The sequence below is a fragment of the Arthrobacter pasteuri genome (assembly GCF_054510955.1).
Genome location: NZ_JBTNDO010000001.1, coordinates 366,600 through 391,070 on the forward strand (window position 1 = coordinate 366,600; position 24,471 = coordinate 391,070).

The window sequence follows — 24,471 nt, forward strand, 5'->3', positions numbered from 1 at the left end:
GCCCATCAGCCATGGGTGATCGCAGGGGTCACGGCACCTGCAGCACCGCTTCCCAAAGTGCCGATAATCCACATTATGTCAGGTTGTGGTTCGAAGGCCCCTCCTCTCGGCCGTCTTCCGGCCGGTTCTCGCGTTTCCATCAGAAGGCGCGGATGGCGTCCGGATGGCGTTCCCTCCGGGCGAGCCCTCGAATCACGGACAGCGCTCCCTGCCGACGTACGGCGACTTGGACCAGGACGATCGCAGCCTCGTCATAGGCGTCCTGCGGGAGATCCATGCTGTTCTCGTGGCCCACGCTGACCGCAAGGTCATCGAGGTGTACCACCAGTTCCACGAGGCGCGTCCTCAGGTATTCCTCGACCGTGATCACAACGCCCTGTAGGACTTCCACTCGTCGGTCCATGGTCGATTCATCGAGGCGCTCGTCCAGCCTCCGTCGCGCGCGTCCGACCTCCCGCGCAAGGGCCGATGCCCCGCCTCTCGAGGTATCCAGTGACCGGGCACGGACACTCCGGTGGAAACCGCTGTGGACCGGATCATGATCGCCCAGCACGGCGGTGATGTAACCTGCCGCGTCAGTTGCCTCCGTAGTGGTGGACGGCTCCGGGGCGTCCATGTACTTCTCGACTGTCAGCACACCCCTCGCCAGGTGCCCGGCCAGACCTGCCACGGTATAGCCCTCGAGTGCGCTCCGGTCCTCCCAACGCTCTGCGACAGCCTTGCTGTCGAGAACGGCCTCCACCTGGTCGGCCGCTCCCAGGAACGCAGCAAGTATTGCAGCGGATCCATCCCTCATAGAAACTCGCCCTCCGGCTGCGCCTCGCTGCTTTCCGTAGCTACTGTCCCCCTGTCGGGATCGGGTGGCAAGATGCACGCGCCGCCCAGGCCGGCGACGGAGGCCCCACTCCCCCGCCGGCCTGAGTCCAGTCGGCAGCGTCAGGCAGGAGAGCATTCCGAGGGTGTGCAGGTCCCGCTACTGACACACTTCCTCCTGACGTGACGACAGCCCGTTCGGCGCCTCGTACCGGTGGACGCCGTCCACAACCACCAGGCAGGTCCGGTTGCTGAGCAGCCCGATGGGATCCTCGGACAAGGGGTCCGCCTCCAGCACCGCGAAGTCCGCAAGGAACCCGGGCTCTATGCTGCCCTCCTGATGCTCCGCCCTGCAGGAGTAGGCCGCATCCCTGGTGGCGTGGTGCAGGGCCGCCTCGAGGTCGAGCGCGTACCCGGGGAGATTCGCCGGCAGGGACTGATCCAGCGCGGACTTGCGGGTTGCCGCGATATACATGTTGGGCAGTGGCTCGTGGGGGGCGGTCGGTGCATCGGTACTCAGCGCCAGGGTGGCCCCGGCGGCAATGAATTCCGCCCACGGGTAGGCCCGGTCTATCCGGTCATCTCCCAGCATGGCCTGCCAGTTGTGCTGGATGGCGGGGTCGGCATGGACGGGTTGCATCGAGGCCACGACGCCGAGCCGGGCCAGCCGGACCACGTTCTCGGGTGTCACGGTTTCCAGGTGTTCTATCCGGTGGCGCCGGTCCCGGGGCCCGTTGATCTCATAGGCCGCTTCGAGTGCGTCCAGTGCAATGTCCGAGGCCTCGTCGCCGATGGCGTGGATGGCGATCTGGAGTCCGGCCGCATCTGCTGCGACGACGACGGGGATCAGTGCCTCGCGATCCCAGATCGGATCGCCGTTCGTTCCATCGAAGTACGGTTCCTTCATCGCTGCCGTGCAGCTGTCGATGACCCCGTCGAGAACCAGTTTGATGCCTGCCATCTTCAGGGTCGGCGAGTTCACCTGAGCGGCCAGCTCGACGGCACGGTGCACCTGCTGGACGTTCTCCTCCACGGTGGGTCGATGGTGGATGAACCAGTGTCCCTTGATCCGGAAAGGCAGCTCTCCCCCGTGTCGAGCTTCTGCTCGAAGGAAAGCCTGGAGATCGTCGTCCTCCACGGCCATGTCGACAGCACTGGTGACGCCGCTGGCGAGGTAATGGCTGATCGCGCTCTCGAGCCAGGAATCCCGATCGGCGTCGGTGGCCCGCCGGGCCAGCGCGGGCCAGACGATTTGCTGCGCCGCGGTCTCGAGGAGCATCCCTGTCGCTTCTCCGGTTTCCGGGTCCCGGGTGATGGATCCTCCATGGGGATCCTCGGTGTCAGCGGTGATACCGAGTTCTGCCAGTGCTGCCGAGTTCACCCACACGGAATGCAGGTCATTGGCGTCGAGGTAGACGGGGATGTCCTCGACGGCGGCGTCGAGCATTGCCCGATCGGGAGCGGCGCCGCCCAGCGCGCTGTAGAGCCAGCCGCCGCCCAGGATGCGTGCAGCCCCGGGGTTCCGGCGTCGCGCGTCCTTCACCGCTTCCTGGATCTCCGCGAGCGACAGGGCTCCGCGGAGCTGCACTTTCTGCAGGGACTGACCGAGCATGAGCAGGTGGCTGTGCGCGTCGACGAATCCTGGCAGGAGAAAGCGGCCGCCGAGGTCGATCTCACGCATTCCCGCCGTGTCGGCCCGGTCGGTGGCCTGAGCGTCGGCGTCATCATGACGGACGGCGTGGATGCTGTTGCCGTCGACGACGATGGAGCCTTTGATCACTCCCCGAGGAGTGAGGATGGACGCGTTGGCATAGGCGGTCTGCTGAAGTGGCACGGGAATTCGTTCTGTCGTCAGGCGATGGCTGCGCGGGGGAAGTCGGTCTCGGGCGTCGCGTGCGGCACGGGACCTTTTTGTCTGCGCAGGGACTCGCGCGAGACGACCACCAGGGGACCCAGGACCAGCAGGGTGATGCCCCCGAGGATGATGCCCAGGGCCGGGTAGCCCAGCGCCGAGGAGACCGCGGTCCCGAAGAGGGGTGCGAAGGAGGAACCCACCAGATAGACCCCGAGGATGGGAGCCGACCAGCGGCCCGTTGGATCCAGCGCGGCGGCGATGGCGATGACGTAGAGGAAGGCCACCATGTAGACGGTGTTCCAGATGATGATCACCACCAGGTACAGCTGGGGATCGGTGATGAATCCGGACGCGATCTTCAGCGCTGCACCGGTGAGGAGAGCTGCTGCGAGCGGGACTGTTCGACCGAGTCGTTTGCCTGCGATTCCCACCACAGCGGAGGCAAGGAGCCCACCCAGGGTCGAAAGACTCAGGACCAGACCCATTCCTGCTTCATCGAGCCCGGCTTGCTCTGCCCCCATCACTGCTGCGACGGCCCAGAGCGAGTCCTCGCCCAGTGCCCAGAGGGCGAAACAGGCAAGGAGCACGACCCCGGCGATGGTGACGGCTCGTGGGCTCTCGACGGGAGCCGCCGAGCGGCCGGCGCTGCGGTGCGGTGGGGCGGCCGGACGGTCCGGCAGCCAGCCTGTGGTCACGAGCGCCGCAAGCGCCAGGCATGCCAGGATGCCGAAAGCGCTCGCCATGCCCAGGCCGATGACGGGGATGATGAACAGCACGACGGCGACAACGGCCCTGTTGGCGAATCCGCTGATACCGGATGCCCGGTCAGGATCACGCAACGCAGCAAGGGCCGCTCCGCCTGCAGCCACCGCTCCCCCGCCGCCGATGCCGCCGATGATGATCCCGGCCGCGGCGATCGTAGGGTCGGCGACCAGGGCGGCCGCACCGAACCCCAGGGCCGTGAGTGCCAGGCCCGCCCGCGCAACCACATACCGGCCGCCGAGGGCGGTCCAGCGGGAGGTAGCCAGGCAGGCAACGGCGGACAGGAGCAGGCATGCCGTCATGAGCGTGCCCGCCCCGGTCGGGGTGAACCCCAGGTCGGCCAGCGCGACGATCATGACGGGGACCAAATTCGCGGTCATGAATCCTACGACCGTGATCCCGAAGGTGGAGATGGCGCGGGCGGCCGTCAGTGGCACCCGGATGGTGGCATCAGGTTGTGTAGTCGTACTTCCCACGAAGTGCTCCATTCAGAGTGTGATGACCGTCACTGAAATGAACGGCATTCATTTAGTATCGGGGCGAGGAGCGCCTGGAGCAATAGTTTTTGAAAGCCTTTCAGTTAACTTCGTGTTTCACCCGTGTTGCGATGCCGGCGATCAACGCCTCGAGGCCGAACTCGAAGGCACGCTCGACCCGCTCCGGGGCCGACGGGCTGGATCGGACCGTCCTCGTCAGGGCCGGGTACTTCTCGGGTTCCGGCCCCCAGACCTCCTCAGGGGCGGTGAAGTCGAGCGCCGCACCCAGCGCGAAGTAGTCGACCAGCGAGAGGGCCGGAGCGACGTCGGCGGCGTCGAGGCCGGACCGTTCCAGGGCGAGCGTCAGATCCTCATACATGGCGATGACCTCGGCGGCCCTCACCGTTTGGGTCACCAGCAGGGGTACCAGTCTGGGATGCGGAGCGAAGCAGTCGCGATATCCGCGAATGAGGATGCGCAGAGCCTCGTCCCAGGGGATGTCGGTGGTCGATGGCGTGGGATTCGAGGTGAAGAGGTGGGCGCGGAGGAGTTCCACGATGTGTTCGCGGCTGGAGATCCGGTTGTAGAGCGAGGACTGACTGACTCCGAGCTCGCGGGCGATCCTGGGGAAGCTGAAGTCGCCCGTCTCGTCGACGAGCTTCAGCGCTGCCTCGACGATCAGCTCGACGGACAGGAGGGTGGATCGGGGGCGCGGCATGGTCGGTCTCCTTCAGGCCCAAAGTAGCAGCCGACGTGAAGGCGGGAGCACGCTCAGCGGACCTTCGTCGCGCGGCTATGCTCTCGCCATGGACCAGCAGCTGCACTTCATCACCGTCGCCACGCGGGACCTCGACGCGGGACGGTCGTTCTACCGAACGCTGGGCTGGACGCCGGCACTGGATGTTCCGGGCGAGATCATCTTCTACCAGGTGGCACCCGGCCTGTTGCTGGGGCTGTTCCTCGACGACAAGTTCGCCCAGGACACCGGACTCGATGCAGCACCCGCGCCGTCGGGGGTGACGCTGTCCCACAACGTCGGCAGTCCGGCCGACGTGAACCAGCTCGTCTCGGCGATGGCGGTTGCGGGCGCGACGATCCTGAATGAGGCTCGGGAAGGTGCTTTCGGGGGCATTTTCCACGCACTCGTGCGTGATCCGAACGGCATCGTCTGGGAAATTGCGCACAATCCGGGCTGGCATATCGGTGAGGACGGCACGGTGGACATCGGTTGACGCACGACACGCCAGATCGCCTTCAACCTCTTCGAGATGAATTGCGTGGGCCATATCTCCCACGGCCTCTGGGTCCACCCCGAGAACAACCGGCACCGCTTCAACGATCTCGACTTCTGGACGGAAACGGCGAAGATGCTCGAGGCAGGGCTCTTCGACAGCGTGTTCCTCGCCGACGTGATTGGCACCTATGACGGCTACCGCAACGGCCCAGACACGGCCCTCCGGGAAGCCGTCCAGATCCCGAGCAACGACCCCCTGCTCGTCATCCCGGCGATGGCGGCGGTCACCGAGCATCTCGGATTCGCCGCGACCTTCTCCACGACGTACGAGCCGCCGTTCGCCTTCGCCCGCGGAGCCTCGACGCTGGACCACCTCACCAAGGGCCGGTTCGGCTGGAACATCGTGACGTCGTACCTCCCCAATGCGGCCCGCAACCTCGGACTGGCCGACGAGGTGGAGCACGACCAGCGCTATGCCATCGCCGACGAGTACCTCGATGTGCTGTACAAGCTGTGGGAAGGGTCCTGGGACGACGACGCGGTGATCGAGGACCGCGAGCGGCGGATCTTCACCGATCCGTCCAAGGTCCGCTACATCAACCACCGCGGCCCGAACTTCTCGGTCGCCGGCCCGCATCTCAGCGCGCCGTCCCTCCAGGGCACGCCGGTCCTGTTCCAAGCGGGTAGCTCGACGGCGGGAAAGGCATTCGCGGCAAAGCATGCCGAGGGCGTCTTCGTCGGCGGGCGCGACGCGGCGGCGTACCGCGAGAACGTCTCCGACCTGCGCAGGCTGGCGGTCGAGAACGGCCGGGAAGCCGACCACATCAAAGCCTTCGCGGGGGCCGTCGTCATCGTCGGCAGGACCCACAAGGAGGCACAACGCAAGGCGGAGGAGTACCGGCGACTCTCCAGTGCCGAGGGCTACCTCGCGCACGCCGGTGGTGACAGCCTCGACCTCGCTGCCTACCGGCCGGACGTCCTATGAGGAGTCGACCCTCCGCGAGCGCCTGTTCGGCCCGGGGAACACAAGGCTGTTCGATCAGCACCCCGGTGCGCGGTACCGCAACGGTGCCCACCTCGGCCCGGAGGCCAGCACCCTCGATGCCGGCGCCGTCGACCCCGTGACCCCTTCCTACGCCTAGCTGGAAGGTCAACCCCGGCGCCCTGCCCGAGAGGCCGGCGACCGAGTCCAGCCTCGGGAGGACAGTCGGCCGGAGGAAACGGCGCCGGGGGCGACCGAGGCGAACTGGAGTGCTCGGACCCGATACCGTTGGAGCATGACGCCCGGCTTCCGGTACGACGTGGAGATCCTGCACCTGCTCGTGTCGGGGGCGCACGCCTACTTCGGTCGGGCGCGAGACGGTGCAGCCGACGTCTTGACCACGGATGCCGAGAGCGTCGAGGTCGTCGCGGGCAAGGGAATCGTGGGAGACCGCTTCTTCGGCAAGGCGGCACATATGGATGCCGCGGTGACCCTGTTCGCCGTCGAGTCGCTGGAGGCCATCGCGGCGGATCTCGGCGCTGATTCGTTCGATCCCCTGCTGCCCCGCCGCAATGTGGTCCTCCGCGGCGCCGAGCTACCGCCCCTCATCGGGCAGGACTTCGTCCTGGAGACGCGGGCGGGAAGCGTGGGATTCCACGGCGGCCGGCATGCGCACCCCTGCGCCTGGATGGATCGGGTGCTGGCGCCCGGCGCCCATAAGGCGATGCGGGGCAGGGGCGGGCTGCGCTGCAGGCCCCTGGACAGCGGCACCCTCTCCCGTGGACCGGCGGTCCTGGTCAGCCCGGTCCCCCTGGACCCCGCCCAGGCCGCCCGCGCCTCCTTGCTGAGGCCGAGCCGGCTCCCCTGACCGGAGGCGCCCGTCGCGAGAGACGGCTAGCCCGGAAAAGGGATGTCCGCCGTCGCGCCGACGGCGGCAGTCCGGCCGGGGGCGGCCTGGTACTGCCAGTACAGGTTGGTGTGACCAATGACCTTGTCCGGCGGAGGGGCGCCCCACGCGCTCTGGTCCTCGGTCGTATGGGCGTCACCGACCAGCGTCACGTCGTACCCCCGCACGAACGCCCCGTGGATGGTCGAGCGGATGCACGCGTCGGTCTGGGCCCCCGACACCACCAGCCGACCGACGCCTGCCGCTGCGAGGACGTCCTCGAGGTCGGTTCCCTCGAACGAGTCCCCGTAACTCTTGTGCACGAGCGGTTCGGACGGGAAGCGCTCGAGTTCGGGGACGAGCTCCCAGGAATCGGAGCCGACCTCGAGGTCGGCATCCGAGTGCTGCACCCAGACCACCGGGACACCTGCGATGCGTGCCTTCCCGACCAGGGCATCGATGTTCGCGACAACCGCGTCACGGTCGTAGGCATCGGCAACGACGCCGTTCTGCACGTCGATGAAGAGCAACGCTGTCCTCGGGCGGTTCTGCAGGGTGGTCATGGCTGCTCCTCGTGTGCTTCTCGAAAAGTGGCGGGGTCGCTGCACGGCGCTTCCCGCCGGCTGAGGATAGAGTATGTCGCCGTTCTGCCGCAGGGAGGAGCACTGCGGACAACCCGGTTCCGCAGCAGCAGGGGCTGCCGAGGAACCGGGCGGCGGTGTTCCGCTTACCGGTGTCCGCCGATGATGCCTAGTTCCACGGCCTTGGCCGCTCCGTCCGCCTCCGCCCGGGTCAGGGAGCCGTCCGTGACTGCGGCATCGAGACGATCCTGAAGGGCAGCGGCTCGTTCCTCCTGTTGTTCGGTGCGGAGTTCGTCGAGGGCAGCCTGCACCGTGGACTCGTCCAGTTCCAGTGCCTCCGCGAGCGAAGCAGCCAGGGCGGCCTGCACCGCCTCCCGATCAGGCCTGGTACCGTCGTCGTCCCCGGACCGCGCCTCGTCCCGAATGGTCTCCAGCGCATCGCTGACCGCCGATTCCTCCACCCCGAGCTTGTCGGCGAGGCTTCCCGCGTCGACTCCACCGCGGCCGTGGCGCCCGACGCCGCCGTCGTGGTTCCCGTCACCCGGAGTGGCCGACGCGCTGGCCGAGGGCTCGGGCGTCGCCGTCGTTGCCGCAGTGGCCATACCGGTGACTCCGAGACTCGCTCCGGCCACGAGGGCAGCAGCACTGATGCCCAGTGCGATCTTCCTACGCTGAATCATTGTGTCTCCTTGATCTTCCGCTCGTCTCGAGCGGTTGCAGTGAAGGGCCACACGGCCCAGAACCACTGTCACCGCTGCGCTTGTGGCCTACCTTTCGCGAAGCTGTGAGCAGGCTGTGCCTGGGAACGGTGTCCTCCTCCGGAGGAGGGGCAAGCGCCGCTACGAGCTGGTGACACTCGCTGCCGCACTCGGTATCGGCTCCCCCCACTTCCATCTCGCCCACGGCAGGAAGTCCCTCGGGCTGATCGACGAGGCACAGTCGATGAGGATCGCCCGCGACTACCGCACCGCCGTCGTCCGACGTCGCGATGATGGAGTGCGCGGAGAAACTCAGCCGGAATGCTGCTGGCCCCGTCGGATGATGCCGGGCGGTAGGTCAGTCGCCCCGGTAGGCGGCTTCGAGGGCTGCGATGTCCAGCTTCCGCATGCCCAGCATGGCTTCGAGGGCGCGTTGGGCGCCCGCGGCGTCCTCGCCCCCGATTAGACCCGGCAGCACGGCCGGAACGATCTGCCACGAGAGTCCGAACCGGTCCTTCAGCCAGCCGCACCGGCTCTCCTCCCCGCCCTCGGTCAGGGCGGACCAGTAGTGGTCGACCTCCGCCTGGTCCACGCAGGCGATCTGGAAGGACACCGCTTCCGTGAAGGAGAACTGGGGTCCGCCATTCAGGGCGACGAACGGCTGACCGTCCAGATCGAACGACACCGTCAGCGCCGGGTCATCCGGCCCCTGTCCGGCGCGGGAGACCTCGACGATGCGGGAGTTCCTCACGACCGACGTGTACAGCTGTGCGGCTTCCTCGGCCTGGCCGTCGAACCAGAGGCACGGAGTTATCGATCCCATCGGAGGCGCCCTTCGCTCGTGCCGCGCTGGAGCGTCGGCTGGTGCCCGAATCTAGTCCACGGGCAGGACGGCGACAACCACTACGCTGGTGCCATGCCCCGCCCCAACCCTGTCCCTCCGGTCGAGCAGGTACGGGAGCGCTCCCGGGCCGCAGCAGCCGCCTGGGGAGTCGCCGACGTCGTCCTGATCCTGGCTTTCGCCGCCTCGGGGCGCCGCACCCATGAGCACGGCGTGACCGTGGCCGGCGTCCTGGAGACGGCCTGGCCCTTCCTCGTCGCGTATGCGCTGTCGGCCCTCGCGGTGCGGGCCTGGCGCTCCCCCGGCGCACTCCGGCCCACCGGGGTGGTCCTGTGGCTGGGCACCGTCATCGCCGGCCTCGCGCTCCGGGCACTGTCCGGCGGCGGGGTGGCCCTGAGCTTCCAGATCGTCACCCTGGTCGTCCTCGGCGCGTTCCTCCTGCTGCCCCGCGCCGTCGTGCGCCGGCTCAGGCGACGCCGCGGGAACCGGTAGCGTAGATCCGAGTTCACGCCCCTCCTGAAAGGCACGCCATGATCACCGCATTCGTCCTCATCCAGACCGACGCGTCGCGCATTCCCGAGAGCGCCCAGGCGATCTCGGAGATCGAGGGCATCAGCGAGGTCTACTCCGTCACAGGCGAGTGGGACCTGATCGCCATCGCGCGCGTGAGCCGGCATGAGGACCTCGCGGACGTCATCGCCGACCGCCTGTCGAAGGTCGACGGCATCCGGTCGACGACGACGCAGATCGCCTTCCGCTCCTACTCGCAGCACGACCTCGACGCCGCGTTCAGCCTGGGCTTCGACAGCTGACGCTTCCGGCGCCGCCCGAACCTACCCGGCGGGCCGGCCGACGACCCCGCGAATGGATTCCCGATAGATCCGGTCGATCCGGTCGATCCGGTCGATCCGGTCGGACAACGAGCCGGGCGGTCAGCGGGACCGGCTGACCTCGACCCACCGCTCGAGCACTCCTGCGGCCGCGCCGGAATCGATCGACGTGCGCGCCCGCTCCATCGCGGTACGGATGCGGCCGACGAGGCTGCCGTCGGCGGTTTCGTCCAGCGCCACCAGGCCCGCCGCGGCGTTCAGGATGACGGCGTCGCGCACCGGGCCGGCCTGCCCGGCGAGAACCGCGCGGACCACGTCGGCGTTGCCGCTCGCATCGGTGCCGCGCAGCGCATCGACAGGGACGACGTCGAGCCCGAAGTCCCCCGGGTGCACCTCGTGCGCCTGGACCTGGCCGTTCCGGACCTCCCACACCGTGGACGACCCGCTCGTCGTCAACTTGTCCCGGCCGTCGTCGCCCCGGAACACCAGCGCGCGGATGCCCCGCGCCGCGAGCACCCCGGCCATCAGCGGAGCCATTCGGGCATCGGCGCACCCGAGCGCCTGGGCGGAGACCCCGGCCGGATTGCTCAGCGGGCCGAGGAAGTTGAACGCCGTAGGAACCCCGAGCTCCCGGCGCGGCACGGCCACGTGCTTCATGGACGGGTGGAAGACCTGCGCGAAGCAGAACGTGATGCCCGCCTGCTCCGCGGTCCGGGCGACGTCGGCCGGCGCGAGGTCGAGCCGGACACCCAGTTCCTCGATCACGTCCGCCGCGCCGGAGGCCGACGACGCCCCCCGGTTCCCGTGCTTGACAACCTTCGCCCCGGCTCCTACGGCCACCAACGAGGACATCGTCGAGATGTTGAGGGTGTTCAGCCCGTCACCACCGGTACCGACGATGTCGAGGGTGGCGCCCGCCACCTGGATCCGGTGCGCCCGGCCGAGCATCGCCTCGACGAGGCCGACGAGCTCACCCACGGACTCGCCCTTCGCCCGCAGCGCGATGAGGAAGCCCGCGATCTGGGCGTGGCTCGCCTCCCCCGCCATGATCGTGTCCATCGCCCAGCGGCTCTGCCCGGTGCTCAGATCAGTGCCCGACAGGAGGGACGAGAAGATCGACGGCCAGGTGGGTTGCGCCGCGGCAGGGCTTGTTGTCAGGCTCACCGTCCAAGATTATCTACGAATTGTAGAAAGTCATCACGGGGAACTTCCGCGGAATACCGGGCGTTAGGGCTCCCAACCCCTTCGTAGCAGGCTCGAGGACGCCGTTTCGCGTTGGTGATCGCAATGATCTTGGGGACATAATGAGATCGTGACATCTGCGACCCAAGCCCCCAGTGCCGCCCCGCATCCCGCGCTCAACCGTCCCAACATGGTCTCCGTAGGAACCGTGGTGTGGCTGTCCAGCGAGCTGATGTTCTTCGCCGGCCTCTTTGCCATGTACTTCACCCTGCGCTCCACCTCCAGCGAGATGTGGGCCACGGAGACCGAGAAGCTGAACGTCCCGTTCGCCCTCGTCAACACCGTCATCCTGGTGTCGAGCTCCTTCAGCTGCCAGTTCGGCGTCTTCGCCGCCGAGCGCCTGCAGGCGCGCAGGACGGGCGGACTCTTCTCCTTCGCCCGCTGGGGCATGGTCGAGTGGTTCCTGCTGACGTTCCTCATGGGCGCGATCTTCGTCTCGGTGCAGGCCTACGAGTACGCAGAGCTGGTCTCCGAAGGTGTCGCACTGTCCTCCAATGCCTTCGGGTCCGCCTTCTACATCACCACGGGCTTCCACGGGATCCACGTCATCGGCGGTCTCATCGCCTTCCTCTTCATCATCGGCCGCGCCTTCATCGCCCGCCGCTTCGGCCACTTCGAAGCCACCTCTGCCATCGTGGTCTCGTACTACTGGCACTTCGTCGACGTCGTCTGGATCGGCCTGTTCATCATCATCTACTTCCTTCAGTAACTACCTCCCCAAGACTCTTCTACTAGAGGTAGAATTCAATGAAGAACTCCAGCAGCTCTGGTACCACAAAAGGCAGGAACCATTTCGTGAAGGCACTCTCCCAGAGGCGGCGTCATCCCCTAGCAGCATTTGCGCTGCTCCTGATGGCACTCCTCGTCACCGGCGGGATCTACGCCGCAGCCAGCACCGCCAACCAGGCGCAGGCACAGACCACCACTTTCACGGCCGACGACGTCGAAGAGGGCAGCAAGCTGTTCTCGGCCAACTGCGCCTCCTGCCACGGCATGGGTGCGACCGGCTCCGAAGCGGCACCGTCGCTCGTCGGCGTGGGAGCCGCGTCGGTCGACTTCCAGGTCGGCACGGGCCGCATGCCCATGCAGATGGACGGCCCCCAGGCGCAGGCCAAGCCCGTCCAGTTCACCGAAGAGCAGATCAGCCAGATGGCCGCCTACGTGGCGTCGCTCGGCGCCGGTCCCGCCATCCCGTCCGAAGAGATCCTGGATGCCTCCGAAGGTGACGCTTCCAACGGTGGCGAGCTGTTCCGTGTCAACTGCGCCATGTGCCACAATGCGGCGGCCGCCGGCGGAGCCCTCACCCAGGGCAAGTTCGCACCGTCGATCGACGGCACGAGCGAGAAGCACATCTACGAGGCCATGGTCACCGGCCCGCAGAACATGCCCGTCTTCAGCGACGCGAACATCTCTCCCGAGGACAAGCAGGACATGATCGCCTTCCTCAAGACGATCGAGGAGCAGGGCTCCCCGGGTGGAGCCGAGCTCGGCTCCCTCGGCCCGGTCTCCGAAGGGCTCTTCATCTGGGTTGCCGGTCTGGGCGTCGTCATCGCCTTCACCGTGTGGCTCACATCAAGGTCCTCCTGACCATCCGCGCACGCCCCGAGAACGAATCAATGACAGACCTGCGTATGCAGTACCTAAAGAAGGATGAGAGAGATCATGGCCGACTCCAGTAACGGCGCTCCGGGAACCTCGGTCACCGTCGCTACGCCGGGCCGGGAGCTCGACGAGTTCGAGAACCCGGGCCTGCCCCCCCACCGGCCACGACTCGCCGATCGGGACCGCCGCGCGGAGAAGCGCGCCGAGCGCCAGGTCGCCCTCCTCTTCTTCATCTCGGTCCTGGGCACCCTGCTCTTCTTCGCCGGCTACTTCTTCGTCCCGCTCAACGAGACGGTGGAGCGGCTGCGGCTGCAGAACCTTATGCTCGGCCTCGGCACGGCCTTCTCCATGCTCGGCATCGGTGTCGGCATCGTGCACTGGGCGAAGACCCTTATGCCCGACCACGAGGTCACCGAGAGCCGCCACGAGATCCGTCCGGAGAAGGACCGCCAGGACGCGGAGAAGATCGTCAACGACGTCCTCGACGAGTCCGGCATTAAGCGGCGCCCGCTCATCCGGAACACGCTCCTCGGAGCAGCGCTCCTGGCTCCCCTGCCGGCGATCGCGATCTTCCGCGACCTCGGCCCCCTGCCGGGCAACTCGCTGAAGCACACCATGTGGGACGCGGGCGTCCGCCTGACGCGCGATCCGAGCGGCACACCCATCCGCGCTTCGGACGTGACCGTCGGATCGGCCTTCCACGTCATTCCGGAAGGCCTCAACGAGGTCGAGAACAAGCTCGAGGAGAAGGCGAAAGCAGTCGTCCTGCTGATGCGCCTGGACCCCGAGGAACTCAACCCCTCTCCCGGCCGGGAGAACTGGGGCTACGACGGAATCGTTGCGTATTCCAAGATCTGCACGCACGTCGGCTGCCCGGTAGCACTGTACGAACAGCAGACGCACCACCTGCTGTGCCCCTGCCACCAATCCACCTTCGACCTCGAGCAAGAGTGCAAGGTGATCTTTGGACCGGCTGCGCGCCCGCTGCCACAGCTACCCATCGAAGTCGACGACGAGGGCTATCTCGTCGCGTCAAGCGATTTCCAAGAACCCGTAGGACCTAGTTTCTGGGAGCGAGGCTGACCATGAGCAGCTCAACTGCGACGCATACCTACGTGCCGAAGACGCGCGTAGGAAAGGTCACCGACTACGTCGACTCACGTGTCGGCGGCTCGGGGATCGTCAAGGAGTTCGGCCGGAAGATCTTCCCGGACCACTGGACGTTCATGTTCGGCGAGGTGGCGCTGTACACCTTCGTCATCCTGCTGATCTCCGGTACCTGGCTCACCTTCTTCTACGACCCGTCGATGGCGGAGACGCACTACGAAGGCAGCTACCTGCCCCTGCGCGGCGTCGAGATGTCCGTGGCGTACGCGTCGTCGCTGGACATCTCCTTCGACATCCGCGGCGGCCTCTTCATGCGTCAGATCCACCACTGGTCGGCGCTGCTCTTCGCGGCCTCGGTGGCCGTACACATGCTCCGTGTCTTCTTCACGGGCGCATTCCGCCGGCCGCGGGAGTTCAACTGGGTGGTCGGTTGCGTCCTGCTCATCCTGAGCCTCGCTGCCGGCTTCACGGGCTACTCGCTCCCCGATGACCTGCTGTCCGGCAACGGCCTGCGCATCATCGACGGCGTGATGAAGGCCCTTCCGGTGGTGGGCACCTACCTGAGCTTCTTCCTCTTCGGCGGGGAGTTCCCGGGCACCATGATCATCGGTCGCCTCTACGTTCTCCACATCCTGCTGATCCCGGCCGTGATCCTGCTCCTCATCGGTATCCACCTCTTCATGGTCGTGCTGCACAAGCACTCCCAGTTCCCCGGCCCGGGCCGGACGAACACCAACGTGGTCGGCTACCCCGTGGGGCCCGTGTACGCCGCGAAGGCCGGTGGCTTCTTCTTCATCGTGTTCGGTGTGCTCGCCGCGATCGCCGCAGCGTTCACCATCAACCCGATCTGGAATTACGGACCGTACGACCCCTCCCCTGTTTCCGCCGGTACCCAGCCCGACTGGTACATCGGCTGGGTGGATGGCGCCCTGCGTCTCATGCCGGGCACACTCGGGAGCAACTTCGACTTCGAATTCATGATTCCGTTCCCTTGGGGCGTGAATGCGCTCTCGCTGAACGTTCTGGTCCCCGCTCTGGTCCCGGCCACCATCGTCTTCGCGCTCATGTTCGCATGGCCCTGGATCGAGGCGTGGGTGACGAAGGACAAGCGCGAGCACCACCTTCTGGACCGCCCACGCAACGCTCCTACCCGCACCGGCGTCGGTGTGGCAGGCATCGTGTTCTACTGCGTCCTGTGGGCCGCTGCCAGCTCGGACCTCATCGCCACGCACTTCCTCGTGTCGTTGAACGACGTGACCTACTGGCTGCGCTTCCTGGTGTTCTTCGGTCCCGTCATCGCCTTCATGGTGACGCGTCGCATCGCGCTGGCCCTGCAGCGCAAGGACCGCGAGATCGCCCTCCACGGTCGCGAGACGGGGCGCATCGTCCGCCTCCCGCACGGCGAGTTCATCGAGGTGCACGAGCCGGTCGACGACTACAAGCGCTACAGGCTCGTGAGTTTCGAGTCACCCGAGGTCACGGTTCCCACGCCGGGCGCGAACGGCAAGGTCAGTCTGCTCGACAAGGTCCACGGTCGGGCGTCCCGCTTCTTCTTCGAGGACCGGGTCGCACCGGTCACGCCGAAGGAACTGGCCGCGTCGCACGGCGGCCACCATGACGAGGTCGCCGGTGCGAAGGATCGCGAGTCGATCGCAAGCCACTAGGCCGCACGCCGAAAGGGCCCGGACTCCAGAGTCCGGGCCCTTTCGGCGTCTCCGGAACCGGACCGACGCCCGGGCTCCGGGTCCCCACCATCCGGAAGGGTTCTCCGTGGATGCATCAGGCACCGCACGGGAGAGATCGGCCGGCCGTTCCCTCGCGGCCGCGATCAGCGAGGTCTTCGCTCCGGCCATCCTCGTGTCGGTCTTCCTCCTGGTCGCCGCGGTCCGATCGGCGGGCGGACCCGGTGGCATCCTCCCCGGCGTCATCGCGGTGGTCTTCACTGCAGCACTCCCCTTCGCGGGCGTGCTGCTCCTCGTGCACCGCGGCTACCTGGTGGATCACCACATCTGTGATCGCCGTCAGCGGGGCCCGGTGCTCGCTGCAACGCTCGTGTCCATCGGTGTGGGCCTCCTGCTCCTCACCCTCCTGCACGCGCCCTGGGCTGTCACCGGCACCGTCCTGTGCACGGTCGGGGGCGTGGTCGCCGTGCTCGTCGTGAACCTCTGGTGGAAGCTGTCCGCCCACTCCGCGGTCGCCGTGTTCTTCGTCATCGGCATCGTGGCGCTCTTCGGCCCGAAAGCCGCCCCGCTCCTGCTCGTACCCCCGGCGGTGGGATGGTCACGGGTGCGACTCAGGGCCCACACCCCGGCGCAGGTCTGGGCCGGCTGCCTCGTCGGTGCCGTCATCGGCACAGCGTTCGCGCTCTTCGTCGCCGGGAGGTGAACCGGCCCCCGGGCTGTCGAGCGTCCGCTGGGTGCCCTGCGCCGCCCCGAGCAGATCGGGGACTACCCGAGGCGCTTCGAGGTGTACGCACGTGGCGTACGCACTCCCGGCCGCTGCAGCGGCACCCAGAGCTTATAGCGGTCGGCGCGGTAGTAGGACACCGAGTAGTCGATCATGGCGCGCGCGACGTAGGCATGGCGCTGGATCTTCAGCAGCGGCGCGTTCATCTCCACATTGAGCAGCCTCGCGATCGCAGGGGACGCAGCGGTCGCCTCGATGGTGTCCTCGCCCCACTCCATCACGAGGCCGTACTTCTCGCTGAGCACGTGGTACAGGGATGTCGGCGGCGGGTCATCGAGGATGCCCTTCACGCGGTGTGCGGGAATGAAGTTCTCGTCGACGCTCATGGGTTCGCCGTCGGCGAGCAGCTGCCGGCGGAACCGCACCACCGGCTGCCCGATCTCGATCTGGAGCTCCCTCGCCACGAGTGGCGAGGCACCCTGCTGCTCGAAACTCAGCACCCTCGCGTCGGGCACCATCCCGCGGCGGATCATCTCCTCGGTGTAGGAGGTCATCTTCATGTGCAGATCCATCTTGCTGCGCGCCACGAAGGTCCCCAGACCGACGATGCGCTCGAGGACTTCCTCCGCGACCAGCGCATCGATGGCCCGGCGGACCGTCATGCGCGCGACCCCGAAGTACTCGCTGAGCTGGCGCTCGGAAGGGATGCCGGCCCCGGGTTCCCCGAACTGCCGCACATAGCGCCGCAGGCTCTCGCGCAACTGGACATGCTTGGGCACCCCGGACGCGCCGTCGAGGGGCTCGGCATCAAAAGGCCTCGGCAGCACCGCCATGATCCCCGTCCCTCCCGATCCCCAGGCCACCCGGCGGCGGCACTACCGACTGTACTTAAACGGAAGGGAGCCCGCACGTGGCAGGCTCCCTTCACATGAGCTGTGCAGTCCGGGCAGCCCTAGTGGGCGTGGTCCCCACGGCTGTATTCGAAGACCCAGCCGACCAGCGCGATCACGGCCAGGCCCATGCCGATGTACATGATCCAGAACCCGATCGCCATGCCGAGGAAACCGGTCGCGGCAGCGATCCCGAGGACCAGGGGCCACCAGCTCCAGGGGCTGAACTGGCCCTGCTCACCGGAACCCTCGTGGATCTCGGCGTCCAGACGGTCCTCGGGGCGCAGGCCCACACGCTTGCCCGTGAAGCCGATGTAGAACGCGATCATCCCGGACAGGCCCGCCGTCAGGTAGAGGGCGAGGAACCCTACGGGCTCCGACCATTCCACGAGGAAGCCGTACACGGTTCCCACCAGCAGGAAGAACGGAGTCATGTAGGCGAAGAGCTTCGTCTCGATCTTCACGCGTTCGCGTCCTTCCGGTCGGCAGAGCCGAGGAGCTGGCCCGCGGCATTGTCATCGGGGGTGTGGGTCTGCTGCAGCTCCGGATGGTGCAGGTCGAGTGCGGGGCGCTCAGAGCGGATGCGCGGGAGCGAGGTGAAGTTGTGGCGCGGGGGCGGGCACGAGGTCGCCCACTCCAGCGAGGCTCCAAAGCCCCAGGGATCGTCCACCTCGACCTTCTTGCCGCTGCGCCACGTGATGTAGACGTTCCAGAAGAACGGGATCAGGGACGCTCCGAGGATGAAGGACCCGATGGTCGAGAACTGGTTCATCGCCGTGAAGCCGTCCTCGGGCAGGTAGTCCGCGTAGCGCCGGGGCATGCCCTCGACGCCGAGCCAGTGCTGGATCAGGAACGTGGCATGGAAGCCGAGGAACAGCATCCAGAAGTGGATCTTGCCGAGGCGCTCGTTCAGCATCTTGCCCGTGAACTTGGGCCACCAGAAGTAGAACCCGGCGAACATCGCGAACACCACGGTGCCGAAGACCACGTAGTGGAAGTGGGCCACCACAAAGTAGGTGTCCGAGACGTGGAAGTCTAGCGGCGGCGACGCCAGGATGATGCCGGTGAGTCCGCCGAAGAGGAAGGTGACGAGGAAGCCGATGCTCCACAGCATCGGGGTCTCGAACGTGATGGAGCCGCGCCACATGGTGCCGATCCAGTTGAAGAACTTCACGCCCGTGGGGACGGCGATGAGCATCGTCATGAAGGCGAAGAACGGCAGCAGGACCGCGCCGGTCACGTACATGTGGTGCGCCCACACCGTCACAGAGAGCGCGGCGATCGAGATCGTCGCGTAGACGAGGCCCTTGTAACCGAAGATCGGCTTGCGGCTGAAGACGGGGAAGATCTCGGAGACGATGCCAAAGAACGGCAGCGCGATGATGTACACCTCGGGGTGGCCGAAGAACCAGAAGAGGTGCTGCCACAGGATGGCACCGCCGGCTTCCGGGTCGAAGATGTGCGCTCCGAAGCGGCGGTCGGCACCGAGCGCGAACAGGGCCGCAGCGAACGGCGGGAAGGCCATCAGCACCAGGATCGAGGTGATCAGGGCATTCCAGGTGAAGATCGGCATCCGCCACATGGTCAGGCCCGGGGCACGCATGCAGATGATCGTCGTGATGAAGTTGACGCCACCGAGGATGGTGCCGAAGCCGGACAATGCGAGGCCGAAGACCCAGAGGTCCCCGCCGATGCCCGGCGAGAACGTGGTGCTCGAGAGCGGGGCGTACGCGAACCAGCCGAACGAGGCCGCACCCTGGGGGGTGATGAACCCGGAGACCGCGATGGTGCTGCCGAAGAGGAAGAACCAGAAGGCCAGGGCGTTTAGCCGCGGGAAGGCGACGTCGGGGGCCCCGATCTGCAGCGGCATGATGACGTTGGTGAAGCCGGCGAACAGGGGTGTCGCGAACATCAGGAGCATCACGGTGCCGTGCATGGTGAACAGCTGGTTGTACTGCTCCTTGGTCTGCAGGATCTGCATCCCGGGCTCGAAGAGCTCGGCGCGGATGATCAGCGCCATCACGCCGGCGAAGCAGAAGAAGACGAACGAGGAAATCAGGTACATGTACCCGATGGTCTTGTGGTCCGTCGTTGTGAGCCAGTTGACGACGATGCGTCCCTTGGACCGCGGGACGACACGCGGAGCGGCTATGGTGCCGGCTTCCTCAAGGGTGTATTCGAAGGTGGACATCAGCTGCTGCTCCTGGCTGGGTCGGTATCGGGATCATCCTCTGGGTAGGAGTCGCGGTCGTACTCGTCACCGAGCTGACCGTCTTCCAGCTGCGCCATCTGCGCGTCGAATTCCGCCTGCGAGACGACCTTGACGTTGAAGAGCATCTCCGAGTGGTACTGCCCGCACAACTCGGCGCACTTGCCCGCGAAGGTCCCCTCCTTGGTGGGAGTGAGGTTGATGTAGTTGGTCCGCCCGGGGTAGAGGTCCCGCTTCTGCAGGAACGCCGGGACGAAGAAGGAGTGCTGCACGTCGCGGGCGTTGAGCTGGAGCTCGACGCTCCGGTTCACGGGCAGGTACAGGGTCGGCAGGTCATCGACCCGGCCGGGCTCACCCGTGAGGTGGGCCTGCTCCCCCGTGGAGTACTTGTCCTCGGTGACGTAGTTGAAGTCCCACGCCCACTGCTTGCCACGGACGTCCACGATGACATCGGGGTTCTCGACGCGGGCGTCGATCGTGGCGATGTCGCGCTCGGTGAAGTAGAAGAACACGAGCACCATGAACAGCGGGATCGTCAGGTAGAAGATCTCGAGCGGCAGGTTGTAGCTCATCTGCCGCGGGTACCCGGTGTCGTTCTTCCGGCGACGGTAGGCCACCATGCACCAGATGATCAGGCCCCACGTGATGATGCCGACGACCAGGGCCGCGATCCACGAATTGACCCAGAGATCGGTGATGATCCCGGTGTGATTGGTGTTGTCCCGGTCTGCCGGGAGCCAGCCATTCTGGGCTTGTGCCGAACAGCCGGTCAGTAGGAGGGCGCCAGCCAGCGAGATGCTGGAGATCTTCGCGATCCTGACGCGCTTGCTACCGGTTCGGTCCTGCGAACTCACAGACGGACCTTCCTTTTCTACGTGCGTTGCCACCCGCCCATGAAGCTGCCCGGGGAGCACATCCAGTTTTACTACTCACTGTAGAGCTTACCTGTAAGGCCGGCGATCTGGTGACATGCAAAAGGCCCGGAACACACCTCGTCGGTGGTGTTCCGGGCCCCTGCGACGTGTTAGTGGAAGGAGTCCCCACAGGCGCAGGATCCGCCGGCGTTCGGGTTGTCGATGGTGAATCCCTGCTTCGAGATGGTGTCCTCGAAGTCGATGGATGCACCGGACAGGTACGGGACGCTCATCTTGTCCACGATGACCTCGACTCCGTCGAAGTCACGAACCGCATCGCCGTCGAGGACGCGCTCGTCGAAGTACAGCTGGTAGATCAACCCGGAGCAGCCACCAGGCTGGACCGCGACGCGCAGACGGAGGTCGGTGCGTCCTTCCTGCTCGAGGAGGCTGCGCACCTTGCCGGCTGCGACATCGGACAGGTTGACCTCGTGCACGGGAAGTTCCGAGGACTCCTGGAGGGACCCTGTTTCGGTGGTCGATGTGCTCATAGTGTTTCTCCTAGCTCGGACCCATGGTGTCCGCTCTCAGTGCCGTCCGCGGTGGAGCGCACACGGCTTCATCCAATGGTAGCCGTGCAGGCTCCAGACATAACGGACGGGAGGGCGGAAACATTTCCGCCCTCCCGTGCAGGGCGATCACGCGCCGGCGAGTCCTCCGTCGTCGAGCCGGGCAAGCAGGATCGCCTCGGCGAGGACGGCCTTCCGGAACTCGCCCAGGTGCAGCGACTCGTTGGCGCTGTGGGCCCGCGAATCCGGGTCCTCGACGCCCGTGATCAGGATCTGCGCCGAAGGGAAGAGTTCGGTCAGGTCGGCGATGAAGGGGATGGAGCCGCCCATGCCGGCCTCGACGGGCTGCACGCCCCAGGCCTCCTCGAGTGCCTCCAGCGCCAGGCGCGACGCCGGCTCGGAGGTGTCCGCCTGGAAGGGGCTGCCACTCTCCCCCGGCGTGAACGTGACCCTGGCCCCGAAGGGGGCGTGGGACTCGACGTGGGCCCGCACGGCGTCCATGGCGGCCTGCGGATCCTCGCCGGGGGCGAGCCGGAGGCTGAACTTGGCGCGCGCCCGCGGCAGCAGCGTGTTGGAGGACAGGGCAACGCTCGGGATGTCCATACCGATGATGGACAGGGCCGGCTTGTGCCACAGGCGGGAGGCGATCGAACCCGTCCCGGCGAGCTCGACGCCGTCGAGCACCGAGGCGTCCGAACGGTAGTCCCGCTCGTCGTACTCGACGGACGCGAGGTCGCCGCCCCGCAGGCCCGCGATGGCGACGTCTCCGGCGTCGTCGTGCAGTGTCGCGATGAGCCGCGCGAGGAGGGTCGGCGCGTCGAGGACCGGTCCGCCGAACATGCCGGAGTGCACGGCGTGGTCGAGGACCTGCACCTCGATGGTGCCGTCCACCAGCCCGCGCAGGCTCGTGGTCAGTGCCGGCACCCCCACGTTCCAGTTGCTGGAGTCGGCGACGACGATCACGTCGGCCTCGAGGTCGTCGCGGTACGTCTCGAGGAACGTGCGGAAGGTCGGCGAGCCGGCCTCCTCCTCCCCCTCGATGAAGAGCGTCACCCCGACCCCGAAGGAGTCGCCGAGTACCTCGGTGAGGGCTCCGAAGGCGCCGACGTGCGCCATGATGCCTGCCTTGTCGTCGGCCGCTCCGCGACCGTAGAGCCTGCCGTCGCGCTCCGTGGCGACGAAGGGCTCCGACTCCCAGAGCGCCGGATCTCCGGGCGGCTGCACATCGTGGTGGGCGTAGAGGAGGACGGTCGGCTTGCCCTCGGCCGCGACGCGGCGGGCGACGACGGCCGGCCCGCCGGGAGTCCCGTCGTTGTCCACGCGCAGGACGCGGACGTCGTCGAAGCCGACGCCCCGGATGAGGGCGGCAACGGCGTCGGCGCTGCGGTCCAGCTCGGCTGCGTCGAACGCTTCCCAGGCGATGCCCTGGATGGCGACGAGGCCCGAGAGCTGCTCGACGATGCGGGGGAACGCCGCGTCGACGCTCGCCCGCAACTGCTCGACGACGTGCGACCGGTCGTGCGACGGCTCGGTGGAGGTATTCGTGGAAGTCATGCCAGAACCCTACACACGGGGTCTGGTCCGGCGGGGATGCGCGGACCGGCGTCGAGGCCCGCGCGCCCGAGGGGGCGTCCGCAGCACACCGAGCCGGTATCCTGAAGGGGTGTTCGGACGAAAAGAAACCCCGCCTGCCCAGGAAGCCGTCGACAGCGCTTCACGCACCCACGAAGCGCTGCGCGCCCAGGGCAAGGGCGCACCGACGCCCAAGCGCAGCGTGCAGGAGGCCGCGCGCAAGCGGCCCCTCGTTCCCACCGACCGCAAGGCCGCCCGGGACCAGAGCCGCTCGAACGTGCGCGACGAACGCGCGAAGATGCGCCAGGCCCTCGACACCGACGACGAGCGCTACCTGCCGCTGCGGGACAAGGGCCCGAACCGTCGCTACATCCGCCAGTTCGTCGACGCCCGCATCAACATCGGCGAGTTCCTCATGATCGCCGCCCTGGTGTTCGTCGTCCTGAGCTTCTTCCAGTCCGTCGCGGTGCAGAGCACAGTCCTGATGGCCTTCTGGGTGCTCATCGTCGCTGTGATCGTCGACTGCGTCCTGCTGCGCCGGAAGCTGAAGAAGAAGCTGACCGAGAAGTTCGGCTCCCCCAACCAGGGTGACCTCTGGTACGGGGTGACGCGTGCGCTGCAGTTCCGCCGCCTGCGCCTCCCGAAGCCGCAGGTCAGCCGGGGCCAGTACCCCTCCTGACGCATCTGCCGACCTGCACATCCTGGCTCCGCCCGCATGCCGGGCGATTGCAGGAACCGCGGTTCGAGTCGCTGCGGTTGCAGGAACCGAAGGAAGCCGGGCCCGAGGGCCCGGCTTCTTCTGTCTGACAGCCCCGGCGCGCGGCTCTGACAGCCCCGGCGCGCGCCGGCCCGGGGTTCCCGTCCGGTCAGGCCGCTGTGCGTCCCGACCGCAGCAGGCCGCGGTTGATCCGGTGCGCCCAGAAGGGACCCTCGTAGAGGAACGCGGTGTACCCCTGGACGAGGGTGGCCCCGGCTTCCAGCCGCTCGACGACGTCCTCGGGGGTTTCGACGCCGCCGACGGCGATGATGGCGAGCTGATCCCCCACGGCGGCACGAAGGCGCTTGAGGACCTCGAGGGACCGCGCCTTGAGCGGAGCACCGCTCAGCCCGCCCACGCCCTTGGCCATCACGGTGGCGGGATCGGTGACGAGGTTCTCACGGGTGATGGTGGTGTTCGTCGCCACGATGCCGTCCAGCCCCAGATCGAGGGCGAGGGCGCCGACGTCGTCGATGTCGGAGTCCATCAGGTCGGGGGCGATCTTGACGAGGAGCGGCACGTGGCGCCCCGCCGCCTCGTCGGCCGTGCGGCGGACCGCTTCGAGCAGGGGCCGCAGCGACTCGACGGTCTGCAGCAGCCGCAGGCCCGGAGTGTTCGGTGAGGAGACGTTGACGACGAGATAGTCCGCCACGGGCGCCAGCTGCTCGGCGCTCACGAGGTAGTCGGCGACCGCGTCGGCGAGGTCCACTTTCTTGGTCTTCCCGATGTTGACCCCGACGATCGGACGGGAACGTGCACCATAGCGCCGGGCCAGTCGCTGCCGGGCCGAGCGCAGGCGCGGGGCGACGGCGGCCGCCCCGTCGTTGTTGAAGCCCATCCTGTTGATGACCGCCCTGTCCTCGACGAGCCGGAAGAGCCGGGGCGCCGGATTGCCGGGCTGGGCCTGGCCGGTGATCGTCCCGATCTCCACGTGCCCGAAGCCGAGCGTGGTGAGCGGAAGCACGCCCTTGCCCGCCTTGTCGAAGCCTGCAGCGAGGCCGAACGGCGACGGGAAGTCCACTCCGAAAGCGGTGGTGGCGAGGCGGGGGTCGGGCGCGCAGAAACGCCGCAGGGCCCACCCCACCGGTGGAAGGTCCGCGGCCCGGATCAGGGCGAACCCGATCCGGTGGGCCCGTTCGGCGTCCATCCCGGAGAACACGATCCGGAAGAAGGTCGGGTAGAAGCGCATGCCTCCAGAATTCCACGCGGACGGGGCGGGCACCAACTCAGGACAGGCTCGTGCCACCGCCGGGCTCCGGGTCGGCGGCGCGGCCAGCAGGGCGGGCAGGGCGGGCGAGGGCGGGC

Annotated in this window: 27 protein-coding genes; 12 read left to right on the forward strand and 15 right to left on the reverse strand. The window is 67.3% G+C overall.

Going from position 1 to position 24,471, the window contains the following annotated elements:
• Positions 1–139 precede the first annotated feature (139 nt).
• The 4 genes from ACX80H_RS01750 to ACX80H_RS01765 form a co-directional block, all read right to left on the reverse strand.
• Positions 140–796 (reverse strand): maleylpyruvate isomerase N-terminal domain-containing protein, encoded by a 657-nt coding sequence (locus ACX80H_RS01750; protein ID WP_459310705.1) that lies wholly within the window; start codon positions 794–796, stop codon positions 140–142.
• 177 nt (positions 797–973) lie between these two features.
• The gene (locus tag ACX80H_RS01755; RefSeq protein WP_459310706.1) at positions 974–2,647 is read right to left on the reverse strand and encodes an amidohydrolase; all 1,674 of its coding nucleotides are present in this window, start codon (positions 2,645–2,647) and stop codon (positions 974–976) included.
• 17 nt (positions 2,648–2,664) lie between these two features.
• The gene (locus tag ACX80H_RS01760) at positions 2,665–3,906 is read right to left on the reverse strand and encodes an MFS transporter (protein WP_459310707.1); all 1,242 of its coding nucleotides are present in this window, start codon (positions 3,904–3,906) and stop codon (positions 2,665–2,667) included.
• Positions 3,907–4,006: 100 nt separating this feature from the next.
• Positions 4,007–4,624 carry a TetR/AcrR family transcriptional regulator gene (locus ACX80H_RS01765; RefSeq protein WP_459310708.1) on the reverse strand — a complete coding sequence of 206 codons (618 nt, stop codon included), beginning with the start codon at positions 4,622–4,624 and terminating at the stop codon, positions 4,007–4,009.
• An 88-nt stretch (positions 4,625–4,712) separates the two neighbouring features.
• Between ACX80H_RS01765 and ACX80H_RS01770 the strand changes: the two genes are divergently transcribed.
• From ACX80H_RS01770 to ACX80H_RS01785, 4 genes are all read left to right on the forward strand, one after another.
• Positions 4,713–5,138, forward strand: a complete 426-nt coding sequence (locus tag ACX80H_RS01770) for a VOC family protein (protein ID WP_459310709.1) — start codon at positions 4,713–4,715, stop codon at positions 5,136–5,138.
• A gap of 45 nt (positions 5,139–5,183) precedes the next feature.
• Positions 5,184–6,125, forward strand: a complete 942-nt coding sequence (locus tag ACX80H_RS01775; RefSeq protein ID WP_459310710.1) for an NtaA/DmoA family FMN-dependent monooxygenase — start codon at positions 5,184–5,186, stop codon at positions 6,123–6,125.
• The gene (locus tag ACX80H_RS01780) at positions 6,082–6,282 is read left to right on the forward strand and encodes a hypothetical protein (RefSeq protein WP_459310711.1); all 201 of its coding nucleotides are present in this window, start codon (positions 6,082–6,084) and stop codon (positions 6,280–6,282) included. Before ACX80H_RS01775 ends, ACX80H_RS01780 begins: the two co-directional genes overlap by 44 nt.
• A gap of 135 nt (positions 6,283–6,417) precedes the next feature.
• On the forward strand, positions 6,418–6,990 hold the full coding sequence (locus ACX80H_RS01785; RefSeq protein ID WP_459310712.1) for an MOSC domain-containing protein: 573 nt from the start codon (positions 6,418–6,420) through the stop codon (positions 6,988–6,990).
• 26 nt (positions 6,991–7,016) lie between these two features.
• Here the strand turns inward: ACX80H_RS01785 and ACX80H_RS01790 are convergent, their stop codons facing one another.
• From ACX80H_RS01790 to ACX80H_RS01800, 3 genes are all read right to left on the reverse strand, one after another.
• Positions 7,017–7,571, reverse strand: coding sequence for an isochorismatase family protein (locus tag ACX80H_RS01790; protein WP_459310713.1), 555 nt, complete (start codon positions 7,569–7,571; stop codon positions 7,017–7,019).
• A gap of 164 nt (positions 7,572–7,735) precedes the next feature.
• Complete coding sequence (locus tag ACX80H_RS01795) at positions 7,736–8,269, reverse strand: hypothetical protein (RefSeq protein WP_459310714.1); 534 nt, start codon at positions 8,267–8,269, stop codon at positions 7,736–7,738.
• Positions 8,270–8,645: 376 nt separating this feature from the next.
• Positions 8,646–9,110 (reverse strand): VOC family protein, encoded by a 465-nt coding sequence (locus ACX80H_RS01800; protein ID WP_459310715.1) that lies wholly within the window; start codon positions 9,108–9,110, stop codon positions 8,646–8,648.
• A 93-nt stretch (positions 9,111–9,203) separates the two neighbouring features.
• Here ACX80H_RS01800 and ACX80H_RS01805 point away from each other — a divergent pair, with 93 nt between their 5' ends.
• Both ACX80H_RS01805 and ACX80H_RS01810 read left to right on the forward strand, forming a co-directional pair.
• Positions 9,204–9,620, forward strand: coding sequence for a DUF3054 domain-containing protein (locus ACX80H_RS01805; protein WP_459310716.1), 417 nt, complete (start codon positions 9,204–9,206; stop codon positions 9,618–9,620).
• Positions 9,621–9,658: 38 nt separating this feature from the next.
• A complete protein-coding gene (locus ACX80H_RS01810) occupies positions 9,659–9,940 on the forward strand; it encodes an Lrp/AsnC family transcriptional regulator (protein WP_459310717.1) in 282 nt (93 codons plus the stop codon).
• Positions 9,941–10,060: 120 nt separating this feature from the next.
• On the opposite strand, the gene trpD is transcribed toward ACX80H_RS01810, so the two are convergent.
• Positions 10,061–11,122 carry an anthranilate phosphoribosyltransferase gene (gene trpD / locus ACX80H_RS01815; RefSeq protein WP_459310718.1) on the reverse strand — a complete coding sequence of 354 codons (1,062 nt, stop codon included), beginning with the start codon at positions 11,120–11,122 and terminating at the stop codon, positions 10,061–10,063.
• 148 nt (positions 11,123–11,270) lie between these two features.
• Between trpD and ctaE the strand changes: the two genes are divergently transcribed.
• The 5 genes from ctaE (at position 11,271) to ACX80H_RS01840 (ending at position 16,294) form a co-directional block, all read left to right on the forward strand.
• On the forward strand, positions 11,271–11,909 hold the full coding sequence (ctaE, locus tag ACX80H_RS01820; protein ID WP_459310719.1) for an aa3-type cytochrome oxidase subunit III: 639 nt from the start codon (positions 11,271–11,273) through the stop codon (positions 11,907–11,909).
• Positions 11,910–11,995: 86 nt separating this feature from the next.
• Positions 11,996–12,787 (forward strand): cytochrome bc1 complex diheme cytochrome c subunit, encoded by a 792-nt coding sequence (gene qcrC / locus ACX80H_RS01825; protein ID WP_459310720.1) that lies wholly within the window; start codon positions 11,996–11,998, stop codon positions 12,785–12,787.
• A gap of 75 nt (positions 12,788–12,862) precedes the next feature.
• Positions 12,863–13,885, forward strand: coding sequence for a cytochrome bc1 complex Rieske iron-sulfur subunit (gene qcrA / locus ACX80H_RS01830; RefSeq protein WP_459310721.1), 1,023 nt, complete (start codon positions 12,863–12,865; stop codon positions 13,883–13,885).
• 2 nt (positions 13,886–13,887) lie between these two features.
• A complete protein-coding gene (gene qcrB / locus ACX80H_RS01835; protein WP_459310722.1) occupies positions 13,888–15,573 on the forward strand; it encodes a cytochrome bc1 complex cytochrome b subunit in 1,686 nt (561 codons plus the stop codon).
• Between the two features lie 106 nt (positions 15,574–15,679).
• Positions 15,680–16,294, forward strand: coding sequence for a phosphatase PAP2 family protein (locus tag ACX80H_RS01840; protein ID WP_459310723.1), 615 nt, complete (start codon positions 15,680–15,682; stop codon positions 16,292–16,294).
• Positions 16,295–16,356: 62 nt separating this feature from the next.
• Here the strand turns inward: ACX80H_RS01840 and ACX80H_RS01845 are convergent, their stop codons facing one another.
• From ACX80H_RS01845 to ACX80H_RS01870, 6 genes are all read right to left on the reverse strand, one after another.
• Complete coding sequence (locus tag ACX80H_RS01845; RefSeq protein WP_459310724.1) at positions 16,357–17,148, reverse strand: GntR family transcriptional regulator; 792 nt, start codon at positions 17,146–17,148, stop codon at positions 16,357–16,359.
• A gap of 119 nt (positions 17,149–17,267) precedes the next feature.
• A complete protein-coding gene (ctaF, locus tag ACX80H_RS01850) occupies positions 17,268–17,669 on the reverse strand; it encodes a cytochrome c oxidase subunit 4 (RefSeq protein ID WP_459310725.1) in 402 nt (133 codons plus the stop codon).
• Positions 17,666–19,396, reverse strand: a complete 1,731-nt coding sequence (gene ctaD / locus ACX80H_RS01855) for an aa3-type cytochrome oxidase subunit I (RefSeq protein ID WP_459310726.1) — start codon at positions 19,394–19,396, stop codon at positions 17,666–17,668. Before ctaD ends, ctaF begins: the two co-directional genes overlap by 4 nt.
• Positions 19,396–20,268, reverse strand: a complete 873-nt coding sequence (ctaC, locus tag ACX80H_RS01860) for an aa3-type cytochrome oxidase subunit II (protein ID WP_459310727.1) — start codon at positions 20,266–20,268, stop codon at positions 19,396–19,398. The genes ctaD and ctaC overlap by 1 nt, the downstream gene beginning before the upstream one ends.
• A gap of 170 nt (positions 20,269–20,438) precedes the next feature.
• Complete coding sequence (locus ACX80H_RS01865; RefSeq protein WP_301227521.1) at positions 20,439–20,819, reverse strand: HesB/IscA family protein; 381 nt, start codon at positions 20,817–20,819, stop codon at positions 20,439–20,441.
• Positions 20,820–20,966: 147 nt separating this feature from the next.
• Positions 20,967–22,391, reverse strand: a complete 1,425-nt coding sequence (locus ACX80H_RS01870) for a dipeptidase (protein WP_459310728.1) — start codon at positions 22,389–22,391, stop codon at positions 20,967–20,969.
• A 109-nt stretch (positions 22,392–22,500) separates the two neighbouring features.
• Here ACX80H_RS01870 and ACX80H_RS01875 point away from each other — a divergent pair, with 109 nt between their 5' ends.
• Positions 22,501–23,088 (forward strand): DUF3043 domain-containing protein, encoded by a 588-nt coding sequence (locus ACX80H_RS01875; RefSeq protein ID WP_459310729.1) that lies wholly within the window; start codon positions 22,501–22,503, stop codon positions 23,086–23,088.
• 187 nt (positions 23,089–23,275) lie between these two features.
• Here the strand turns inward: ACX80H_RS01875 and ACX80H_RS01880 are convergent, their stop codons facing one another.
• Positions 23,276–24,355, reverse strand: coding sequence for a quinone-dependent dihydroorotate dehydrogenase (locus tag ACX80H_RS01880; RefSeq protein ID WP_459310730.1), 1,080 nt, complete (start codon positions 24,353–24,355; stop codon positions 23,276–23,278).
• Positions 24,356–24,471: the final 116 nt, after the last annotated feature.

What these genes read in the sequence shown, in the direction of transcription:
- ACX80H_RS01750 (WP_459310705.1), bottom strand. Translation starts at nt 796, where the DNA reads ATGAGGGATGGATCCGCTGCAATACTTGCTGCGTTCCTGGGAGCGGCC.
- ACX80H_RS01765 (WP_459310708.1), bottom strand. Translation starts at nt 4,624, where the DNA reads ATGCCGCGCCCCCGATCCACCCTCCTGTCCGTCGAGCTGATCGTCGAG.
- ACX80H_RS01770 (WP_459310709.1), top strand. Translation starts at nt 4,713, where the DNA reads ATGGACCAGCAGCTGCACTTCATCACCGTCGCCACGCGGGACCTCGAC.
- ACX80H_RS01785 (WP_459310712.1), top strand. Translation starts at nt 6,418, where the DNA reads ATGACGCCCGGCTTCCGGTACGACGTGGAGATCCTGCACCTGCTCGTG.
- ACX80H_RS01790 (WP_459310713.1), bottom strand. Translation starts at nt 7,571, where the DNA reads ATGACCACCCTGCAGAACCGCCCGAGGACAGCGTTGCTCTTCATCGAC.
- ACX80H_RS01795 (WP_459310714.1), bottom strand. Translation starts at nt 8,269, where the DNA reads ATGATTCAGCGTAGGAAGATCGCACTGGGCATCAGTGCTGCTGCCCTC.
- ACX80H_RS01800 (WP_459310715.1), bottom strand. Translation starts at nt 9,110, where the DNA reads ATGGGATCGATAACTCCGTGCCTCTGGTTCGACGGCCAGGCCGAGGAA.
- ACX80H_RS01805 (WP_459310716.1), top strand. Translation starts at nt 9,204, where the DNA reads ATGCCCCGCCCCAACCCTGTCCCTCCGGTCGAGCAGGTACGGGAGCGC.
- ACX80H_RS01810 (WP_459310717.1), top strand. Translation starts at nt 9,659, where the DNA reads ATGATCACCGCATTCGTCCTCATCCAGACCGACGCGTCGCGCATTCCC.
- qcrA (WP_459310721.1), top strand. Translation starts at nt 12,863, where the DNA reads ATGGCCGACTCCAGTAACGGCGCTCCGGGAACCTCGGTCACCGTCGCT.
- qcrB (WP_459310722.1), top strand. Translation starts at nt 13,888, where the DNA reads ATGAGCAGCTCAACTGCGACGCATACCTACGTGCCGAAGACGCGCGTA.
- ACX80H_RS01845 (WP_459310724.1), bottom strand. Translation starts at nt 17,148, where the DNA reads ATGGCGGTGCTGCCGAGGCCTTTTGATGCCGAGCCCCTCGACGGCGCG.
- ctaD (WP_459310726.1), bottom strand. Translation starts at nt 19,396, where the DNA reads ATGTCCACCTTCGAATACACCCTTGAGGAAGCCGGCACCATAGCCGCT.
- ACX80H_RS01865 (WP_301227521.1), bottom strand. Translation starts at nt 20,819, where the DNA reads ATGAGCACATCGACCACCGAAACAGGGTCCCTCCAGGAGTCCTCGGAA.
- ACX80H_RS01870 (WP_459310728.1), bottom strand. Translation starts at nt 22,391, where the DNA reads ATGACTTCCACGAATACCTCCACCGAGCCGTCGCACGACCGGTCGCAC.
- ACX80H_RS01880 (WP_459310730.1), bottom strand. Translation starts at nt 24,355, where the DNA reads ATGCGCTTCTACCCGACCTTCTTCCGGATCGTGTTCTCCGGGATGGAC.